19 protein-coding genes are annotated in these 18,297 nt (G+C 38.1%); 6 read left to right on the top strand and 13 right to left on the bottom strand.

Annotated features, from left to right (window positions below):
• Positions 1-26: 26 nt before the first annotated feature.
• From IQ283_RS13775 to IQ283_RS13730, 10 genes are all read right to left on the bottom strand, one after another.
• Positions 27-467 carry an NUDIX domain-containing protein gene (locus tag IQ283_RS13775; protein WP_194220712.1) on the bottom strand — a complete coding sequence of 147 codons (441 nt, stop codon included), beginning with the start codon at positions 465-467 and terminating at the stop codon, positions 27-29.
• A 239-nt stretch (positions 468-706) separates the two neighbouring features.
• A complete protein-coding gene (locus tag IQ283_RS13770; protein ID WP_242057347.1) occupies positions 707-1,243 on the bottom strand; it encodes a small multi-drug export protein in 537 nt (178 codons plus the stop codon).
• Positions 1,244-1,707: 464 nt separating this feature from the next.
• Positions 1,708-2,103 carry a VOC family protein gene (locus IQ283_RS13765; RefSeq protein WP_194220710.1) on the bottom strand — a complete coding sequence of 132 codons (396 nt, stop codon included), beginning with the start codon at positions 2,101-2,103 and terminating at the stop codon, positions 1,708-1,710.
• A gap of 123 nt (positions 2,104-2,226) precedes the next feature.
• Positions 2,227-2,871 (bottom strand): hypothetical protein, encoded by a 645-nt coding sequence (locus IQ283_RS13760; protein WP_194220709.1) that lies wholly within the window; start codon positions 2,869-2,871, stop codon positions 2,227-2,229.
• 116 nt (positions 2,872-2,987) lie between these two features.
• Positions 2,988-3,962 (bottom strand): DUF2268 domain-containing protein, encoded by a 975-nt coding sequence (locus IQ283_RS13755; protein WP_206759466.1) that lies wholly within the window; start codon positions 3,960-3,962, stop codon positions 2,988-2,990.
• Positions 3,963-4,109: 147 nt separating this feature from the next.
• Complete coding sequence (locus IQ283_RS13750; RefSeq protein WP_194220707.1) at positions 4,110-4,277, bottom strand: hypothetical protein; 168 nt, start codon at positions 4,275-4,277, stop codon at positions 4,110-4,112.
• Between the two features lie 114 nt (positions 4,278-4,391).
• On the bottom strand, positions 4,392-4,703 hold the full coding sequence (locus IQ283_RS13745; protein ID WP_242057346.1) for a hypothetical protein: 312 nt from the start codon (positions 4,701-4,703) through the stop codon (positions 4,392-4,394).
• A gap of 43 nt (positions 4,704-4,746) precedes the next feature.
• Complete coding sequence (locus tag IQ283_RS13740; RefSeq protein ID WP_194220706.1) at positions 4,747-4,902, bottom strand: hypothetical protein; 156 nt, start codon at positions 4,900-4,902, stop codon at positions 4,747-4,749.
• A gap of 165 nt (positions 4,903-5,067) precedes the next feature.
• Positions 5,068-6,525, bottom strand: a complete 1,458-nt coding sequence (locus tag IQ283_RS13735; protein ID WP_194220705.1) for a CoA-acylating methylmalonate-semialdehyde dehydrogenase — start codon at positions 6,523-6,525, stop codon at positions 5,068-5,070.
• 24 nt (positions 6,526-6,549) lie between these two features.
• The gene (locus IQ283_RS13730) at positions 6,550-7,749 is read right to left on the bottom strand and encodes an iron-containing alcohol dehydrogenase (RefSeq protein ID WP_194220704.1); all 1,200 of its coding nucleotides are present in this window, start codon (positions 7,747-7,749) and stop codon (positions 6,550-6,552) included.
• A 373-nt stretch (positions 7,750-8,122) separates the two neighbouring features.
• On the opposite strand from IQ283_RS13730, the gene IQ283_RS13725 reads away from it, so the two are divergent.
• From IQ283_RS13725 to IQ283_RS13700, 6 genes are all read left to right on the top strand, one after another.
• Positions 8,123-8,656, top strand: coding sequence for a hypothetical protein (locus IQ283_RS13725; RefSeq protein ID WP_194220703.1), 534 nt, complete (start codon positions 8,123-8,125; stop codon positions 8,654-8,656).
• 225 nt (positions 8,657-8,881) lie between these two features.
• Positions 8,882-10,669: an ABC transporter ATP-binding protein gene (locus IQ283_RS13720; protein ID WP_194220702.1), complete on the top strand. Its 1,788-nt coding sequence runs from the start codon at positions 8,882-8,884 to the stop codon at positions 10,667-10,669.
• Between the two features lie 15 nt (positions 10,670-10,684).
• Entirely contained in the window at positions 10,685-11,263 is a 579-nt protein-coding gene (locus IQ283_RS13715) for a MauE/DoxX family redox-associated membrane protein (protein WP_194220701.1), read from the top strand.
• A 1-nt stretch (position 11,264) separates the two neighbouring features.
• Positions 11,265-11,831, top strand: a complete 567-nt coding sequence (locus tag IQ283_RS13710; protein ID WP_194220700.1) for a TlpA family protein disulfide reductase — start codon at positions 11,265-11,267, stop codon at positions 11,829-11,831.
• Positions 11,832-11,844: 13 nt separating this feature from the next.
• Positions 11,845-12,795: an ABC transporter permease subunit gene (locus tag IQ283_RS13705; RefSeq protein ID WP_194220699.1), complete on the top strand. Its 951-nt coding sequence runs from the start codon at positions 11,845-11,847 to the stop codon at positions 12,793-12,795.
• Positions 12,792-13,799 carry a hypothetical protein gene (locus IQ283_RS13700; RefSeq protein WP_194220698.1) on the top strand — a complete coding sequence of 336 codons (1,008 nt, stop codon included), beginning with the start codon at positions 12,792-12,794 and terminating at the stop codon, positions 13,797-13,799. Before IQ283_RS13705 ends, IQ283_RS13700 begins: the two co-directional genes overlap by 4 nt.
• Positions 13,800-14,336: 537 nt before the next feature.
• Here the strand turns inward: IQ283_RS13700 and IQ283_RS13695 are convergent.
• The 3 genes from IQ283_RS13695 to IQ283_RS13685 all read right to left on the bottom strand — a co-directional run bounded on the left by IQ283_RS13695 (position 14,337) and on the right by IQ283_RS13685 (position 18,271).
• A complete protein-coding gene (locus tag IQ283_RS13695) occupies positions 14,337-14,927 on the bottom strand; it encodes a CPBP family intramembrane glutamic endopeptidase (RefSeq protein WP_194222230.1) in 591 nt (196 codons plus the stop codon).
• 620 nt (positions 14,928-15,547) lie between these two features.
• Entirely contained in the window at positions 15,548-16,219 is a 672-nt protein-coding gene (locus IQ283_RS13690) for a permease (protein WP_194220697.1), read from the bottom strand.
• Between the two features lie 255 nt (positions 16,220-16,474).
• Positions 16,475-18,271 carry a M3 family oligoendopeptidase gene (locus IQ283_RS13685; protein ID WP_194220696.1) on the bottom strand — a complete coding sequence of 599 codons (1,797 nt, stop codon included), beginning with the start codon at positions 18,269-18,271 and terminating at the stop codon, positions 16,475-16,477.
• Between the last annotated feature and the right edge of the window lie 26 nt (positions 18,272-18,297).

Genomic DNA, 18,297 nt, shown 5'->3' with positions numbered 1-18,297 from the left:
CCCTTCCCTTGCTCAAGCATCCTCATTTAACGAATAAAGGCCAGATCTCTTTTTTCAAGTGCATCCTTCAACCATCGAGGGTGCATGGTTAATAAGTTCTGTGGTAAGCGTGACTGCCCAAAAAATTGAACATCAAGTGATTCGGCAGAGTTGCATCGAAGTTCTCCACCTGTCACTTCAGCAAGGAAGCATGTTGTAATAAAATGAACAACTTTCCCATTTGGATAATGAAAAACCTGTGAAGTAGGATCAGAGTAAACACCGATGATCCTGGTAATCGTTATATCTAAATTTGTTTCTTCTTTCACTTCTCTGATGGCTGCTTCAGAGACTGTCTCACCTATTTCAATATGACCAGAAGGGATCCCCCATTGCCCCACATCGGTTCTTTTCTGTAATAAAACCTCGTTTTCTTCATTTAGAATAATCACAGCAACACCAGCTTTTAGTTCATCGATTGACGACATAAAGAATACCTCCTTTAAATAATAAAAAAGGCCCGAAGAGAAAGATTTCAGCGCAGTACAAATACGCTGAACCTTTCCCCTCGGACCTTTTATGTCAATAGGTGCCTTTTACTTATGTAAAAGATGTAGCCCTCGGTCACTAGCCTATCTCGATAGCGGAACCCTAGCTACAATTTTCCAGTTCATATTTACTTTACAACACATAACGATAAAGTTAAAGGTATTTTCACATGATCATGCTAGTTAGTGAATAGACGAACTAAAACACCATCATCTTCCACGTCAGATACAAAAAAACCAACTCCATAGCTTGAAGCTACTGCCATAATCACAGTCCAAAGAACTAAACTCGTCATCATCCAGCTAGTGACCAGCTTTCTTTTCGAACCGAAGCTCATCCCCATAAACGCTGAAATATGCGACCCGACGAAAAAGGGACCGATGATCGTTAAGCCTGGCAAACCATACTTATCAAAAAGAACGCGTGCACGTTTCTCCTTCTTCGACTCTTGCATTTCCTCGACATGTGCTTCTGTCGTCTCGCCCTCCTCCTGAACCACATCTTTCATACGCTTTTGTTTTCGTTTCTTCCTCCATACTTTAAATTTATCTACAAATACAATTAACAAAACCACTGTCAAAGCATTTCCTAAAAAAGCAAGTATGCCTGTTAGTACTGGCGACAGCCCACCGATGATCGCTAGTGGGATAACAGCAACAAGTTCAAATAACGGAATCGCCGCTAAAAGAAACACTAATAAATACGATAAAAACATCGTCTCCATTCCCCTCTAAAATAAGTCATTTCTCACTAAGTAGCCAATTATTCCACAAACAATTATCCCTATACCTAAACTATTCATAATGACCCAATCGTACCCTCAAGTATTAAGAGCACTTAACTAATAGGAAAAGCCATATTACCTTGGTCACCTATCTCACCTTGAAGACCTTTCACGGACTAAGTACCGTCACCTCCTCTCTTTCATCTCGAAAATGCTACTTAATCGTTTACTAGAAATCAATAATTCGCAATTATCCGCCAATTACCCAACACCAATTATTTCAAATTCATTTGGATAACTCAATCTTTTATTTTGATAAATATGGAAAACTTTTTTAAACAGTCCAAAAATAAATCGTCCAAGCTTCACTATTTCACCCTTTCAAAACTCTTCATCAACAAACATTGAAAAAAGAACCCTTCTAATGAGGGCTCTTCCAACTTTACTCTATTAAACTATCTTGCATTCTCATCCGGTTGATGAAGACCAAAGATATTTCCTTCCGTGTCAAAGTAATAAGCCTGCCACGCCATTCCAGGCAAAGCGTATTTGGCCATCGCTGTTTTGCCACCATTAGCAAGAACTTTCGATTCAGTAGCATCCAAATCTTCCACGCCCATTGTACAGGCATACCCATTGATTGCAGCGTTACCTTCAGGAGGTGGACCTTGCCGTTTCATTAACGCTCCATCGATTCCTGGTTCTTTTGCATCACCAGTCACTACGCCAAAATAAGGCATGCCGGCATATTCACTCCAGTCTTCAAACTTCCAATCAAATACGTTCCCGTAGAACTTCTTAGCCCGTTCCATGTCATCTACATGAATTTCAAAATGAACAACACGTCCCATAATTCCCTCCTAATTTCAGCAAGATTTGAGAAGGACATCCGGTTATGAAATCTGTTCTTATGTATCCTTCACGTATCTATATTCTAGTAATCATGTCATACTCCTTTACGACTTTTGGTCCAATTACTCTTTTTTATCCAAATTGTCTTTCCATTCCAATTGAGCCACAATCGCATATTCCGCCGTTTTTACCGATTCAGGTAAAGTGATGACACCGCTATGGTTCACTGACGACATTTGGTTCTCACTCGAGCCAATTAAGTATGCCAAATACACCGTTTCTCCTTTAGTAATCGTGACTTCTTCTTCTATCTGTTCAAAGATAAATGCGCCCAGCTCTTTAGGCATATTGGTCGATCCTTTGCTGTATCCATCCGGTGATCCCATTGTAAAGTAAGCTACTTTTTCTTCCATTTGAAGTTGGAATGAGTGAAGAGCTTTATTGAAACGCTCTTGTTCATAATTTCCACCCCAGGTAACAAACTCTTCTTTTCCATCTTCTCCATCATTATATACAACGATCGAAGTCACGAGCGCTTCTCCTTCCCCTACGGTCCCGTCCACCGTATAAAAGGTTTTGAAATCGACTCCCATTTGATTCACGATGCTTTGCTCACGTTTTGATAGTTTGGCAGGCTTAATGTGTAAGGAACTTGCAGAAGTCTCTTGAGTAGAACCTTTCTCCTCCTGCTTCCCTTCATTGCTGCCTTCATTTGTACATGCTGCTAGAAGCAGAAATACTCCTAGTAAAGTGATAAATCGTTTCATCTTTGTGCCTCCATCTTTCTTCTAATCGATTAGTTAGGCTTTCATCTCCCTAATCTCTAGCTTAAATTCAGAAGCGAGTGCTCTTCCATGATCGAGCAGCTACTTTTTCAATCATTTTAATCACTAACAAGTTCACTATAGTCGCTTCCTCGCACTATTTCCCTTTCATCCATCATCGTCCATTCTTTCATAGAAGCTTCTGGATGATGACGTAGATAACTTTCGACTATTTTAAAACCCAGTTTATAATTGGACCACTTTGGTATATCTTTTTTCCAGTCACCGTTTTGGAATGTGTTATATAACTCCACATTTGTGGAATCGCTCTTTTCTCTAAGTTCCTCTAGCACTCTCTTTTCTTCTTCAGTCGATAGCGGTTCTGACCAGGGCGGGCTCGCCTCAGGGTATAATTGAGATGCGAAGGAATCAGCTCTTCCCTCAAAAACAAACCCGTTTAACAGATTCATTCCTCCCGATCTATTTGGATTCTCTAGAAAAACGGTGTGATGGTATTCGTGCGCAACGGCGTATTCTAGCATTTCTTTGTCATATGTAGGTGATAAGAAGAGAACGATAACATCTTTACTTACAGTAATCGCACTAACTCCCTTCATCTCGTTTTGAATGTTTTGGTAGTCTGGGTTTACCGGCATAACATAAATAGTTTTATTTTCGGCTTCAAGACTTTCCCCCGACTTAGTAAGTGATGCTTTGATTGCTTTATTAACTTCTTCTTGCTTCTTTAGTAGCTTACCTGTCTGTTCATTTAAAGTCTGAACACTTGTCGTAGGGGAGAAATAAGTAGAATAATCCAGTCCACCAGTTAAGCTCGCTCCTTCATGAGAAGCAGATTCTAGAAAAGGCTGTGTCACTTTACTATAATACTCCCCGCTCGTATTCAGTTCGGTATTCTCCATAGCCTCGTTAGTATAATCAAGAACTTCTTCGTATAGAGGAATGATTTTGAAACTTTGTCCACCTAACTCAACTTTCATAGAAGATTGGGAAGGAGTTTCATCCCTTTCACTAGAGCAACCAACGATAAGTATTAAGGCTATACATATAGCCAATCTTTTCATAAACTTTCCCATCCAAACCCTCTTTCCTACCGCAGTTTCTGTCTCACTTAGCTTCATCTGGCTTCAATAGAAGATAACGAAATGAACCACACATCCGCTGCCATCCTATTACTCCTCATAAAAAATAATCGCTTAAAACTAAAGCGATTACTTTTCTTTTCATTCCGTGCTGTCCTTATGATGTTCTAACTTCTTTATTTCCAACTCAATCTTCTTAGCTTCAAGCTCTAGCTCTTTCATCTTTATATCTTTTTCTGTTTTCTTAACATAGCCATAATAGATGAGCGATAAACCAACGACGATCGTAAGATAAAAGAATATACCCAATTTTTCATCCCCCCTGATGTGATTAGTGTTTGAATAGGCTACACAATCATATATTTGTTTCGATCGGAGCTGCAAGTCTGTATTCTATAAGAGCTCCTCTTAACTAAAATCCCCTTAATAATATGTCGTAATGGTTAAAACAAGACTAAAAATCGTAAATAGCACTGAACCGTAAAAAACGGCACCTACATTTACTTTCAATTCATTATCTTCTTGAACTTTCCACCCTGCCTCGCTTGCCTCAGCAGTGGCCCCTTTTGATAAAAATCCTCCGCTACTGTTAAAGAAGTAAAGCACAATGGTTAGCCCTAGAGCAATAAAGAAGCTCCATTCACTAAATGAAAAAGAAATGAATACACTTGCAGCCCATACGAGTATACCGATCACAAGCGATGCAATCACTGACCTTATAATGACCTTTTTCACACATATCTCCCCCTTCTTCTCATTAAGTTAATATCCAAGAAAATTAAACAAACAAATGACGTAAGAACAAAAAGCCGTATAGTAGCGCTCCACCAATGAAAGTGAGCAATCCAACCAATAGAAAGCCATAGACTAATCCCTTTCCCATGGCAAATAAGTCTAGAAACAAATTCTTAACTGAATGAAATAGTGTTTGCATAGCGCACTCCTTGAACATTTATCCCTTTTGTTATCTTCATTCGTTATACGAATGAAACGTATCAAATGTTTCACCTTTACCACATTATTCCTTCTTTCCATAATACAAAAGGTGTAGAGAGGTTCTCCTCTCTACACCTTTTGTGTTAGTTTAATTCTTGTTGCCTTACCACCTGGCCGTTAACATCTTTCTTCTCGTATAGAATTCCACTCCGTCTGATCCGTTCGCATGAAGATCGCCATAGAAGGAATTTTTCCAACCTGAGAACGGGAAGAACGCCATCGGGGCTGGTACGCCGATATTTACGCCCAGCATGCCAACTTCGATGTTTTCTCTGAAATACCGAACGTTGCTTCCGTCCTTCGTAAATAGGCAAGCCCCGTTTCCGAAATCAGATTCATTCGTGAGCTCGATCGCTTCTTCTAGATTTTTCACTCGCACAATTGATAGCACTGGCGCAAAGATCTCGTCCTTCCAGATTTGCATAGAGGAGTTTACGTGATCAAAAATCGTTGGTCCGATAAAGTAGCCTTCATCGTTGTATGCTTCGTCGTTTCGGCCGTCGCGAACGAGCGTAGCACCTTCCTCCTGACCTTTACGGATATAGCTTTCCGTTCTTTCTTTATGTTCTTTACGGATAACCGGTCCTAAGAATACGTCTTCATCAAGGCCGTTTCCGATTTTTATTTCATCGGCTTTTTCGTTTAACTTTTGAAGCAGTGGTTCCACAACATCATCTACCGCCACAACAACGGAGCATGCCATGCATCGTTCGCCCGCAGAACCGTAGGAAGCAGCGATGATTTCTTTAACCGCAGCGTCAAGATCAGCGTCAGCCATTACGATGGAATGGTTTTTCGCACCGGCAAGTGCCTGAACGCGTTTACCATTCGCAGCTCCTGTTTTGTAGACATATTCGGCGACTGGCTGTGAACCGACGAAGGAAATCGCAGGCACATCTTTGTGCTCTAGAAGCCCATTCACAACGTCATGTGCTCCGTGAACAATATTCAGGACGCCATCCGGTAAGCCTGCTTCTTTAAATAGCTCTGCTAAGCGGTTTGCGAGTAGCGGCGTTCGCTCAGATGGTTTAAGGACGAACGTATTCCCCATCGCGATTGCAAGTGGAAACATCCAGCACGGCACCATCATCGGGAAGTTAAATGGCGTGATGCCGCCAACAACACCAACAGGATAGCGATACATGCCTGATTCAAGATTCGTAGCGATATCCGGAAGGTGCTTGCCCATCATTAACGATGGCGCACCGGCTGCAAACTCAACGCATTCGATCCCGCGCTGCACTTCACCCTGTGCTTCTTTAAAACTTTTACCATTCTCATTTGTTAGCAATCTCGCAAGCTCGTCCCAATTGTCGACGAGCAGCTGCTGGTATTTAAATAGAATGCGCGCGCGTTTCGGAACAGGCGTTTTACTCCAGGTTTTGAAGGTAGCCTTTGCTACTTTCACTGCTTCATCAAGATCTGCTTTCGTTGAAATCGGAACCTGAGCGAGCTCCTCCCCTGTTGCCGGGTTTGGTACAGCTTGAAATTGATCGGTATTCGCATCGACCCATTTACCATTTATATAGTTTTGTAGCACGTTCGTTGCCGTCGTAGCCATGTTTTCATTCCCCTTCCACTTGTGTTAGCGAATCTTTTCTTCACTTATAAATTCGTAGTCATAGCAAATCACATAAAGTTCTTCTAATTCCGCCTGTGTAGGCAAGCGAGGATGATGCGCTGGGCTCCCGCTGTCTAATGCGTCTGCTGCCATTTTGCTAATAACCTGCTTGAACGCTGTCTCATCAATTCCCCAGGATTTTAAGTTCGGGATATTTAATGAGGCACAAAGACTTTTGATAGAAGAAACCGCTACATTTGCTGCTTCTTCATTTGAGAGTGCCTCGCTTTCTTCTGTCTGAAACAGTCTTCCGAGATCAGCGAGTCGCTCGATGCAGAAGTCCTTGCTGTATTCAAGTACAGCTGGAAGCAGCATCGCGTTTGAATATCCATGCGGCACGTGAAAAAGAGCACCGATCGGACGCGACATGCCGTGTACAAGACAGACGGAAGAATTTGTAAAAGCCATACCCGCCTGAAGAGCACCTAAACTCATCGCTTCTCGTGCATCTAGATTCCCTCCATCATTGTAAGCGCTTTTAATATGACCGATAATGTGTCCAATCGCAGATAAAGCAAGCGTGTCTGTCATCGGATGAGCTCGCTTTGAGAGGTACGCTCCCACCGCATGACTGAGGGCGTCAATTCCTGTTGCCGCGGTGACATGCTGTGGCGATGAGCGCGAGAGATACGGATCCACAATCGCAGCTGCCGGCATGAAGGCGGGCTGTTTGATCATCATTTTCACATATGTCGTTGTATTCGTAATAACGGTCACGTCCGTTGCTTCTGAGCCAGTTCCCGCTGTTGTTGGAATAGCGAGATGCGGAATCGGCGCCTTCTCTGCCATCGTTCTGTTCGCGCGATAGTCACCTATGTATCCTCCATTCGTCGCAAGAACGGCGATGGCTTTCGCCGTATCGATACAACTTCCCCCACCTAATGAAATAACGATCTCACAGTTCGTATTTCGAAAAAGCACAAGCGCTTCAGACACATAATCGTCCGTTGGTTCAGACGCAACACCCGTGTAGATCTCACTTTCCACTCCCACCTGCTTCAAATAATCCTGACAATCCGTGACATAACCGAGATTCATCATCACCTCATCACTAACAATAAGGGCTTTCTGCCCGTGACGAGCTGCTTCTGTGCCAATTTGTTTAAACGAATCTCTTCCATAGAGAATCGTTTGAGGTGTACGAAAAACCGCAAACTGTTCCACCATATCTCTCCTTTACTTAACTTCCATATGTGTGAAGCAAGAGCTGAAATCTGCGATGTGTTTGAAATGGACTTGTCTCTTTACACTACTTTCTTGATAAGAGGAGCTCATTCCTACTCATCAGTGAGAATTTCATCGTTTGTTTCGTTATGCCAGGTAAAATACACATTCCACTTTGATAGAAACACGTTTTGATATTGGAAATGGGATCTAGTAAAAAAACTCATTTAATGAATATTAGGAAACAACAGTGAAAAAAACCGATTTAAAGTCACTATTCTTGTCCATATTTCCCAATACAATATTTTCTAAAATTGTGATAATTTTAAATAAAAGCAAAACAGAGGAATGTTATTTAGAGGAGCACACAAATTTGTATATATTAGCACCCGCAATCTGGATCAGTATGTTTCTCGTATTTCTAAAACTGAAAAAGCAATTAAATACTGAGCTTAACTTTCTTCCTTCTGATGACCAACAAAAAGAAATGATTATAAAACATCCGATCATAGGCAAAAACGTTGGAAATATATTAGTTGACGCTCATTTGCTCTCCTCCCCATTTTCAATTGTCATCATTGTTAATCAAACGTGTAGCTTTTGTTTAACAGAGCTAGAAGAGCTTATTCTTGAAAACCAGTCTTATCACCTTCCCATATTCACTATCATATCAATCGAAAACCAAGCTGAAGGGAATGCGCCCAGCGAAAAGTACAGCCTTTATCAAAATGACGTAACACAGCTTCAGGTTAAGCAAGAGACAATAACCAAATTTGAAATACATGACTTTCCCACTCTGCTATTAGTTGACCAAAATGGAACGGTGTTAGGAGAGCATGGGTGGTATAGAGGGGTATTTCATCAATACAACTTCATATTGAAGGGAGGTGAAGGAAATGTTGAATAAACTATTTGGAGTAAAACCTGCGGGTTACCCTTGTGACTCTAAAGTTAGTCGCTCTTCTTGTGGATCTACTTGTGATTCTAACGGAAATCGCATATGGCAAACATCTTATTATGACAGTGTGACTGGACAAAAGTGTAAAACGATCTATAATTCTTGTTCTTGCTAATGAAGAAAATACATAGACCAGGATTCTTCCTGGTCTTAAACTAATTTGGCGGTAAAGATATGAATATTCATTATTTAAGAAAGAGTTTTCAATTCGTTTGGAATATTAGTCCACTGTGGTTTTTAGCTTCTATCTTCATTAGAATGGTGACTGGTCTTTTCCCCCTAGCTACTCTGTGGGTAACTAAAGAATTAGTAAATGCAGTTGTACTCATTATTAGTGCTGACGAACCTAATTATCAGCGTGCGTTTTTATTTCTCACCCTAGAATTATTTCTAGTAGGTCTCTCCTCTACACTCAAGCATATATCCGATATTTTTGATGAACAAATTGAAGTGAAATTAGATTACAGTGTTGGAAAACTTGTGTCAGAAAAAGCAGCTTCAGTACCACTTAGCTATTATGAAATACCTGAATTTTATAACCACCAGGAACGTATTAGTGGAAACTATGGTAATAAGCTAATGTCCCCTGTAAAGAACATTCTAGACTTGGGACAGTTCTCCATAAGCTTACTATCTTATTTATCCTTCTTGCTGTCATTCCATTGGGGATTAGCGATCTTAAGCGCAATTTCTGCAGTGCCTATATTATTATTGCAATCGCGCTTTGGCAACGAGAAGTTCTTCTTATTAAAGCATCAAACACAAAAAGCGAGAGAATCCAATTACTTCAACTTCCTTCTTCAAAATCGACAATCAGCTAAAGAAGTAAGGCTTTTTCATTTAGGGCCCTTTTTCTTGGAAAGATGGGGAAAGTTATTTTTAAGTAATAGCAATGAAGTTCTTGCACTTCTAAAAAAAGAAAAGAAAGTACAAATGGTGCTCGATCTTTTTACAGCCCTTTTGTATAGTCTTTCGGCAGCCATTGTGATTTGGTTACTAAAGAAAAAGAATTTAGGAGTAGGTGAATTCGTTTCCATTGGACAAGCGATTAAAGGAGCGCAGGCTTCCTTAAATATGATGGCTTCTTATCTCGCTAAAATTTATGAAGAAAACCTCTATATCGAAGACCTGTTTGAGTTTTTAGATTTCAAAGATGAGGAATTTGCTTTTGAAAACAATGAACGTATACATAGTTTTCCCGAAAAGCTTAAAAAAGGCATTACGATTCATAATGTAAGCTATCATTATCCGGAAAGTAAAAAAACGGTCATAAATAACATCTCTTTTTCAATTGCTCCCGGGGAAAAAATCGCCATTGTAGGGGATAATGGATCCGGAAAAACCACCCTCGTGAAATGTCTCCTTGGACTATACCCTGTAAGTCATGGAGAAATCCTTGTAGATGGCATTAACATTAACTATTTTGATCCTATTACGCTAAAGAAAAGTATGACGGGAATTTTTCAAGACTTTATGCAGCTTCCCTTTTCCATAAAGCATAATATTACTCTTGGTGATGTTGAAAATATGGAAGATACGGTTTTAATGAGAAAAGTAACCAAACAGTCTGGCCTTCTCGACACGGTCCAGCAGTTTCCAAATCAATTTGATACCCGATTAGGGAAGCTCTTAGGTGATGGTGAAGATTTATCTGGTGGACAGTGGCAAAAGCTTGCCCTATCTAGAGCCCTGTTTAGTAAAGCCAATATCATTATCCTTGATGAACCTACTGCTTCACTCGATCCTTTAACAGAACTAAACATCTTTAATCAATTCAAAGAACTCACTCAAGATAAAACGACTATTTATATTTCGCACCGTATGGCCGCAGCTCGATTAGCTGATCGCATATTGGTTATGAAAGATGGCGAATTGGTTGAAGTCGGGAATCATGAAGAATTACTTGCACGTAGGAAAAATTATTATGAAATGTTTACAAGCCAAGCTCAATGGTATGCCTAATTCGGAGGAATGCTTATGGAAATACTCTTACTTTTTCTTAGGTTAGGGATAGCGATTATTCCGGTAACCTCTGCTTATACCAAAATGCGAGATCTCACTAACCATGAACAAAGCATACAAAACTATCAGCTTATACCTGATCGGTACGCGAAACCAGTAGCGAAATTCGATGCTATCGCTGAAATGATGGTTGGTCTCTTGCTATTAGTTGGCCTCTTTTACAAGGTCAGTTTGATCTTCTTTACTGGATTAATCGTTCTCTATACGCTTGCGATTCTAATCAATCTAAGGAGAGGTCGCACATCACTTTCATGTGGCTGTGGAGGGATTGTTGGCGAAAAGCCAATCTCATGGAAGCTTATTTTCAGAAACCTATCCATTATCATGGTGGCCGTAATGTTGTTCTTTAGTTCAACAAAAGTTGGCATTCTTGATTATTATGCATCCACTTCATCATTGAATGAAGTCTATCCACCACTTTACTTAATTGCTTCATTTTGTTTTTTTGGCATAATCGCGACGTTCTTTGTCCTAGTAGAGGTTAAAAAGATAAATCACCATTTTAATCGGTTATTACACAGAGGAGAGATATAAAATGGAAGTGAATTGGGGGCTTCTTTCACATATTGGCTTATGGTTATTTCTTTTGATGCAATTTGCGATATTACTGTACTTTTTAAAACAAATTACGCAGTTTTTAAATCGATTTAGAAATGTTGGCGCAACTATAGAAGAAAAGACGTTACAAGTTGGGGAGAAAGCTCCACTGTTTCGGGTGAAAGATGAAGAGAATCAACAAATTTCGCTTGCTGATTTTAATAATAGACATTTAATTATGATCTTTAGCAGCACGACGTGTGGTACTTGTTCGACTTTATTAAGTCAAGTCCCCTTTCTAGCTGACACCTACCAAACAAACATATTCGTCATTACTCATGATAGAAGAGAAAAGGGATCCGTGCCTTCTATTCCGAATACATATTATGTAAGCTCGGCTGAACTCTTTAAAAACTATTACATTAAAAAAGTGCCTACAATTTTCATAATCGATCATGAAGGAAATATCGCTGCACAGGGGGATATGAATGAGTTAGAGAACTTATTAAGCATAGTTCCAAAACAAACTGTTGCTTCTAGCAAAACAAAGATTTCTCAATTGTAAAAGGAGGGCCGTGATGAAGAAGTCACTTACCTTGCAGATTGCATTCCAATTTCTATTAACTTCAATAGGCATCCTACTAATTGGCTCACTTCCTTACTTGTTTTTTAATATGAAATCGCAACTAAACGTGCTCAAAATGATTGATAACAATTCGTTAAATAATACTTCGTTTTTATATGACACAATCGTACTTAATTTTGATGCATACGTTCATCACATGCTTCATCTCTTAAACGTCATCCTAACAGGCAATACCATTGAGTACTACGTTCGGGGGAGAGAGTTACCTTTATTCCCGGAATTCATGGAAGTTTACCTTACTTCTATGTTTTACCTATTTATTTCTATCGTCCTAGCTCTTATCTTAGGAATCCTTCTTACATTCCTTACAATGTTACTTCCGGTTCATAAAAGAACTCTTCCTAAGGCTTTTCTTTTTATTATTGAATCATTGCCGGACATTTTCGTGATTTTAGTTGCACAATTAGGCATTATTTGGGTCTATAAAAAAACCAACTTTCTTCTTTTTAACATTTCCAGCGGTTTCGATGAAAACGCGATCGTTCTTCCGGTCCTCGTCCTATCACTACTGCCTGGTATATACATATATAAGTATTTATTGTTGTCCTTTGAAGAAGAGGAGAAGCTTCTTTACGTAGAACTAGCACGAGGAAAGGGATTAAAGCGATCAAGAATTTTAGTGTTACACGTTTTTAGGAACTCAATATTAACTTTATTTAACCATTTTAAGGGCGTCTTTCTTTTTGCAATCGCTAACTTATTAATGTTGGAGATTATCTTTAATATTAATGGGTTTATGACCTTTATTTTTGAGAATGGGGTACTGAATCCTGAAATACTAACCATGGGGCTGTTTATGGTATTTATCCCTTCTTTTATCATGTTCACAACAGGAAAAGTTACGCTAGAACACTACTTCAATATTGGTGGGAAGAATATATGAAGAAACAATTAATCCAACGTCCGTTGTTAATAGGAGGCACTCTCTTTATCTTATTCCTCCTTATAGGAAGTTTCGTATACACCACGTTTGCAGATCCGGCTCCACCTGAAAAAGTATTGTATGATGAGAATCGTAATGCCATTGCCTTAGCACCTTTCCCGCCCTCCCTACAGTTTCCATTAGGGAGTGATCTCGATGGAAATAACTTCGTACTCATGCTCCTCGAGGGGGCCAAGTATACCATTGGACTATCCATCATCGTTGCCTTCGGACGAATGCTATTCTCTTTCATAGGCGGATATCTTTTGTTTAGGTTACCGAGTGCTTTTCGAAAACTGTTAGCCGGGCTTGCAGATGCGCTTCACTATGCGCCGGTTACGATTTTTACCTACATATTGATCGCTCCCGTTGTGTTAACCTTCAGCTGGAGCTATGATACCGTAACGAAAGTCGTCTTCCCTATGCTCGTGCTTATTTTCATCAGTGTACCAGTACTTTCCCTTTACATTCAAAATGAACTCGATCTCATATCTAAAAAGGAATTCATAGAAAGCGCTAGGACAATGGGCGGAAGTAAATTTCATATTTTCAAAAACCATCTAGCACCTTTCCTGAATCCTAAGTTACTACTCCTTTTCGTTCAACAAGTCGGACAGGTCCTTGTTGTCTTTGCTCATCTTGGTCTTTTGAAAGTATTCATAGGCGGCACAGACGTCAGAATCATTGAGTATGATATGGAAACTGGAAAAGCCTTCACGGACTCATTTTCGATGTCGAATGAGTGGGCAGGGCTGATCGCTCAAAATTTCCAGTACGCCTCTTCTTTTCCATGGATGATTCTTGCGCCCGTTACCGCCTTTGCATTAACCATTCTAGCAGTGAACTGTATCGTATATGACTTAACCTCTCCTAAGCCTCTCAAATTGAAAAGAAAGAAAAAGAAGCTGCATACTTCAACGATAAAAAATGCCATACCACCGGAGAGTTTTGAATTCAAAAGTTAATCCAGTCTTATATAAGAAGTCATTCAGTCACGAATGGCTCTTTTTCATTTCGTTTTTCTATGTAATGACAGAAAGGGAGGCGAATGTATTGAGAGCCTCTATCACAAATCCGATCATGCTCACTCATCATGACTTCAGAAGAACTTCATATACAAAACCATTCTATATTGACTATACTAATCAAACATAAAAATGAGTGCCATAACTGACATTGTCATTAAAATGAATGCACTAATAATAAAGGTAACGACTGAAGCGAAAATATATTTTCCCTTCTTAGAATAATAAATAGAGCTAGCTATAGCCAATAGAAATAGTATAGGAGAAATCACAATTCCATATGAGCCCAATGCTAGTATAGCTAGTAATAAAAATAGTAAAGGCAAGTATCTCAGCTCCTAAAATTCTTTTCTTCAGTTATCCTGCCTAACAACTTAATACCAATACTTTCAAATTTTGATAACTAACTCAATCTTAATTTTAGTAAAATAGAAGCTTATCCTAGTAACGGTTAAGCTCCGAGATAATGGAAAAGGTTCAAATTATCCAACCGTTAAAAACCATTCCCAAGTTAATAACGATATGAAAAGCTATAGATGGATATATACTCCTAGTCTTTAAAACTACGATCGCATAGAAAAGACCACCTAAGGAAAAAAGCAAACTTATAAAAAGAGAAATGCCAATAGATATGTGCAGTAGGCCAAACCCTACACTGGTTATTAAGACAGCATAAAAGGTGGAAACATCTCTTTGTAGGCTTGATAACATAATACCTCTCCAAATTAACTCTTCAAGTGTAGCGTTAATTATAGCAAACAATAATCCGAAAACTAAAACTGATTTTATGTAGCCCATATCTTGATTGATAAATAATGGTATAAGGATCATGCAGGAACCCATTAGACCAAAAAGTAAAAAATACGATAATTTCATCGTATGGAAAGGCAGTATAATACGTTTTTGCCAATCTGGCATTTTTCCAAAGATAGAAATTTCACCTTTGAATAAGACCAGTGAAAAAACAATACCTATCAGTATCAAAGTGAGTAAACTTCTGTTTATCAAGATTTTGGTTTCTACTGTAATGTTTATTTCATTGATAAAGGCGCTTCCAGTTTGAAACATCAATAGACCTATTAAGAAAAACATAAACAAAGATATCGTTAGACGGTATTTGTTATTTTTAAAATAGAGAATGAGTAAGAATATGAGGGTTAATAATCCCCATGTAAACAATTTAAAAGAAAATAGAATTATACCTAGAAAAAAAAAGATGGCAGAAAAAATGAGAAATAGATCCTTCTTTAGGTAGTAAATACTAATTCCCCCTTTAGCGAAAGAAAATTCAATCATTTTAATTGATAACAATCTAATATAGCAAAACCTGAGTATTACACTTCCTTAGTATTAATCAAAAGCACCGGTTTACTGCAAGAAACTTTTATCCTTATTCTACATTTAAATGCTCTTCTAATTTCAATATCGTTTTGATTTTAAACAGCAAAGGGGCAATTAATAGTCTTTCTAAAACTCTACAAAATGCCCATACATACTAATATGAGGTGTTAATATGGTTTCTACAAATCGAAACAATGTAACATATAAAATAAATCTTCTATCTTAAAGAGAGAATAAATGCTTTTTTCAAAAGCAAGTAAATGTTTATTGCAAAAAACATCTATGTGGAAGGATTGGTGGTATTTCGTTCTATCAACAACCATAACCTTTCTATTAAGCTTCATATTTTATATAAATCTATTTAAATATTCGCCAAATATTTTGTTCATAACTTTCGGGGTATTTTCTAAATAAACATTCATTTGTTCAATGTTCGATTCGAATTTATTAGCGTTTCTTTCATCCGTTGGAAAATCAGATATTCCTTTAACAATAATGCATTCAACATCATTCTTCTTACAAATATAAGCAATTGCTCCCGCTTCGGTATCCGCTATGGTTATTTCGTTTTTCTTCAGTTCTAAATAGTCCTTCCACATAACGACTGCTTTATCAGCGGTGCCAATTGTTCCTTTATAAAAATCATCTCCATATTTTGATAGATCAATATGAACGATGAAGGATTGTTTAATAAAAGGCTCAATTTCTTTTACCGTGCAATCATATTGAACGGCTTTGTCGGGTACAAAAATATCTAAATGACGAAACTGATCATCTATTCCTGCACATGTTCCAGCAACGATTACTTTAGTTAAATTAAATTTAGAAATCATATACTGATTACCACCAACACCATTTACTTTTCTTACACCGGTACTATAAAAAACAAGTTCGGTATCATTCCTTGTTCTCATGAAATACTCCCCATATGGATAACTGAAACGTTCGTTATCTTTTATTCCGAAGTATTCCAATGTTGCTTCGTACTCCCACTTCGTTGCTATGCTTATTCCTATCATCGACTAATCACCCTACAAGTATAATTTATCACTATTGAATGGTTATACACGGTCAGAATTTCATTTTTATTGTTCTTCTTTTTTACTCTCTTCATCAACAATTGGTTATTAATATGTAAGGATCCTTTCTACTAACCCGCTGTTAAATGACATGTAGCGCTTACTTTTTATTAAGCAAACGCTCCGAGATTGTTGAATACTTGATATTGAGATATTCCAATCAAGGTAGTTCACATTATATAAGATTCCCTCAGTTTAACCCGAAGTTAATTCTAAAAACTCTTCCACATCCTTCAAACATACTTCCATTCCTGCTTCCCAGAATTCCTTAGAAGTAATGTCTTCTCCTAAATGTTTCATAACTAAATCTTCCACATTCATACTTCCTGAATCACGGAGTAATTTCAAATAATCTTTTTCAAATCCTTTTCCCTTCTCTTTTGCCTTCGCATAAATTCCTAAAGCAAATAAATAGCCAAAAGTATAAGGGAAATTGTAGAACGGGGATTGCGTAATATAGTAGTGAGGTGTCCAAACCCAGGAATAGATTGAAGGTTGATCTAAAGAACCCTCGTACGCTTCATTTATTGATTGTTCCATTAATTGATTTAAACGTTTGGGTGAAACGATACCACTTTTACGTTCCTCATAAAATCTCTGCTCAAATAAGAACCTCGAATGTATATTCATGAAGTTCATAACACTACGTTTCAATTTCTCATCTAGTATAAATATTTTTTCTTTTTTAGTTTTTGCTTTTTTCATTGAGGCATCAAAAATAATCATTTCTGAGAAGGTTGAAGCTGTTTCAGCAATACTCAATGGATATTGCTTATTTATACCCTCAACAGCGTTCATGGCATAATTATGAAAACCATGCCCCAGTTCATGAACAAGTGTTAGTACATCTATAAAGGTACCGCTATATGTCATAAAAACTCTTGATTCACCTGTAACTGGAAAACTAGCACAAAACGGAACAGCAGACTTATTCGGACGATTTTCAGCTTCTATCCAACCTTCATTAAAAGCTTCTTTAACAAAACTTTCTAATTCATTTCCGAACTGACTAAAATGCTCCGTAATGAACGTCGTAGCTTCATCGTAGTTCATTTCGTGATCATTCTTTGTAATAGGAGCCCAAAAGTTATAAGCCTTCATACTAGAATTGCCCATCATTTCAGCTTTTCGCTCCAGGTACTTCGAGAAAGGTTGTTTATATGAACTAATTACTGACCACATCGTATTTAGCGTTTCTTCTTTCATTCTGTTCTTCTTCAAAGGATTTTCCAGAACATTGTTTATTCCATATTTGTTATGTATTTGTATACGAAAGCCAGCAATGTGATTTATGACTTTCGCAAAAAGTTCTTCTTTCTCTTTCCATATTGATTCTAGTGCATTATGAGCTTCCTTACGCACTTCTTCCTCAGGATGTGACCGCAAGTTAAGGGCTTGTCCAACTGATAGATCTTCTTCTTTTCCATCAACCCTTATCTTTACGCTAATACTACTTACTAAATTTCTATAAAAATGGCCCCAAGCATGGTATCCATCAACCATTAAGTCAGAAATTAAACTTAACTCCTCTTCTGACAAATTCGAATTTGCGTTTTCTCGCCATTCGTTGAGGATAAATCTATAGTCTTCTAACTCTTTATTTTCTAGTATATCTCTCCATACATCTTCATCAGTATTTGATAATGTCTTCTTTATTTCCGATAATATTTTTTCGAAACGCGACTCTTTTTGAGCAACTTTTCCTCTTAGACTCGCAGCATCTTGATCCTTTGGATTTTGTGCCAGAAGACACGTGATAAACGAGTTAGCCTGTGTAATGTGCAAGCGAATCTTTCCCACGTTTCCCACTAAATCTACAATATTACTAATTTCATTAGTAAGAATTAAAGAAGTAAAAGATTCAACATTACCTTCTAGCTCATGTATAAGCTCCTCTAATTCCTTGATATGATCTATAAATTGACCTGATTTACTGCCCCCATAAAAAACGTTATCTAAATTCCATACTTTTGGATAACTTATCTTCTCCATGTTCTCCTCCTTGCAACATATGTATT

This window comes from Pseudalkalibacillus hwajinpoensis, assembly GCF_015234585.1.
In the GTDB taxonomy this organism is placed as follows: domain Bacteria; phylum Bacillota; class Bacilli; order Bacillales; family Guptibacillaceae; genus Guptibacillus; species Guptibacillus hwajinpoensis_B.
This window is presented reverse-complemented; position numbering and strand designations above follow the sequence as displayed.

What these genes read in the sequence shown, in the direction of transcription:
- IQ283_RS13695 (WP_194222230.1), bottom strand. Translation starts at nt 14,927, where the DNA reads ATGTTTCAAACTGGAAGCGCCTTTATCAATGAAATAAACATTACAGTA.
- IQ283_RS13715 (WP_194220701.1), top strand. Translation starts at nt 10,685, where the DNA reads ATGGAAATACTCTTACTTTTTCTTAGGTTAGGGATAGCGATTATTCCG.
- IQ283_RS13700 (WP_194220698.1), top strand. Translation starts at nt 12,792, where the DNA reads ATGAAGAAACAATTAATCCAACGTCCGTTGTTAATAGGAGGCACTCTC.
- IQ283_RS13760 (WP_194220709.1), bottom strand. Translation starts at nt 2,871, where the DNA reads ATGAAACGATTTATCACTTTACTAGGAGTATTTCTGCTTCTAGCAGCA.
- IQ283_RS13685 (WP_194220696.1), bottom strand. Translation starts at nt 18,271, where the DNA reads ATGGAGAAGATAAGTTATCCAAAAGTATGGAATTTAGATAACGTTTTT.
- IQ283_RS13765 (WP_194220710.1), bottom strand. Translation starts at nt 2,103, where the DNA reads ATGGGACGTGTTGTTCATTTTGAAATTCATGTAGATGACATGGAACGG.
- IQ283_RS13720 (WP_194220702.1), top strand. Translation starts at nt 8,882, where the DNA reads ATGAATATTCATTATTTAAGAAAGAGTTTTCAATTCGTTTGGAATATT.
- IQ283_RS13705 (WP_194220699.1), top strand. Translation starts at nt 11,845, where the DNA reads ATGAAGAAGTCACTTACCTTGCAGATTGCATTCCAATTTCTATTAACT.
- IQ283_RS13710 (WP_194220700.1), top strand. Translation starts at nt 11,265, where the DNA reads ATGGAAGTGAATTGGGGGCTTCTTTCACATATTGGCTTATGGTTATTT.
- IQ283_RS13755 (WP_206759466.1), bottom strand. Translation starts at nt 3,962, where the DNA reads ATGGGAAAGTTTATGAAAAGATTGGCTATATGTATAGCCTTAATACTT.
- IQ283_RS13740 (WP_194220706.1), bottom strand. Translation starts at nt 4,902, where the DNA reads ATGCAAACACTATTTCATTCAGTTAAGAATTTGTTTCTAGACTTATTT.
- IQ283_RS13735 (WP_194220705.1), bottom strand. Translation starts at nt 6,525, where the DNA reads ATGGCTACGACGGCAACGAACGTGCTACAAAACTATATAAATGGTAAA.
- IQ283_RS13690 (WP_194220697.1), bottom strand. Translation starts at nt 16,219, where the DNA reads ATGATAGGAATAAGCATAGCAACGAAGTGGGAGTACGAAGCAACATTG.
- IQ283_RS13770 (WP_242057347.1), bottom strand. Translation starts at nt 1,243, where the DNA reads ATGTTTTTATCGTATTTATTAGTGTTTCTTTTAGCGGCGATTCCGTTA.
- IQ283_RS13775 (WP_194220712.1), bottom strand. Translation starts at nt 467, where the DNA reads ATGTCGTCAATCGATGAACTAAAAGCTGGTGTTGCTGTGATTATTCTA.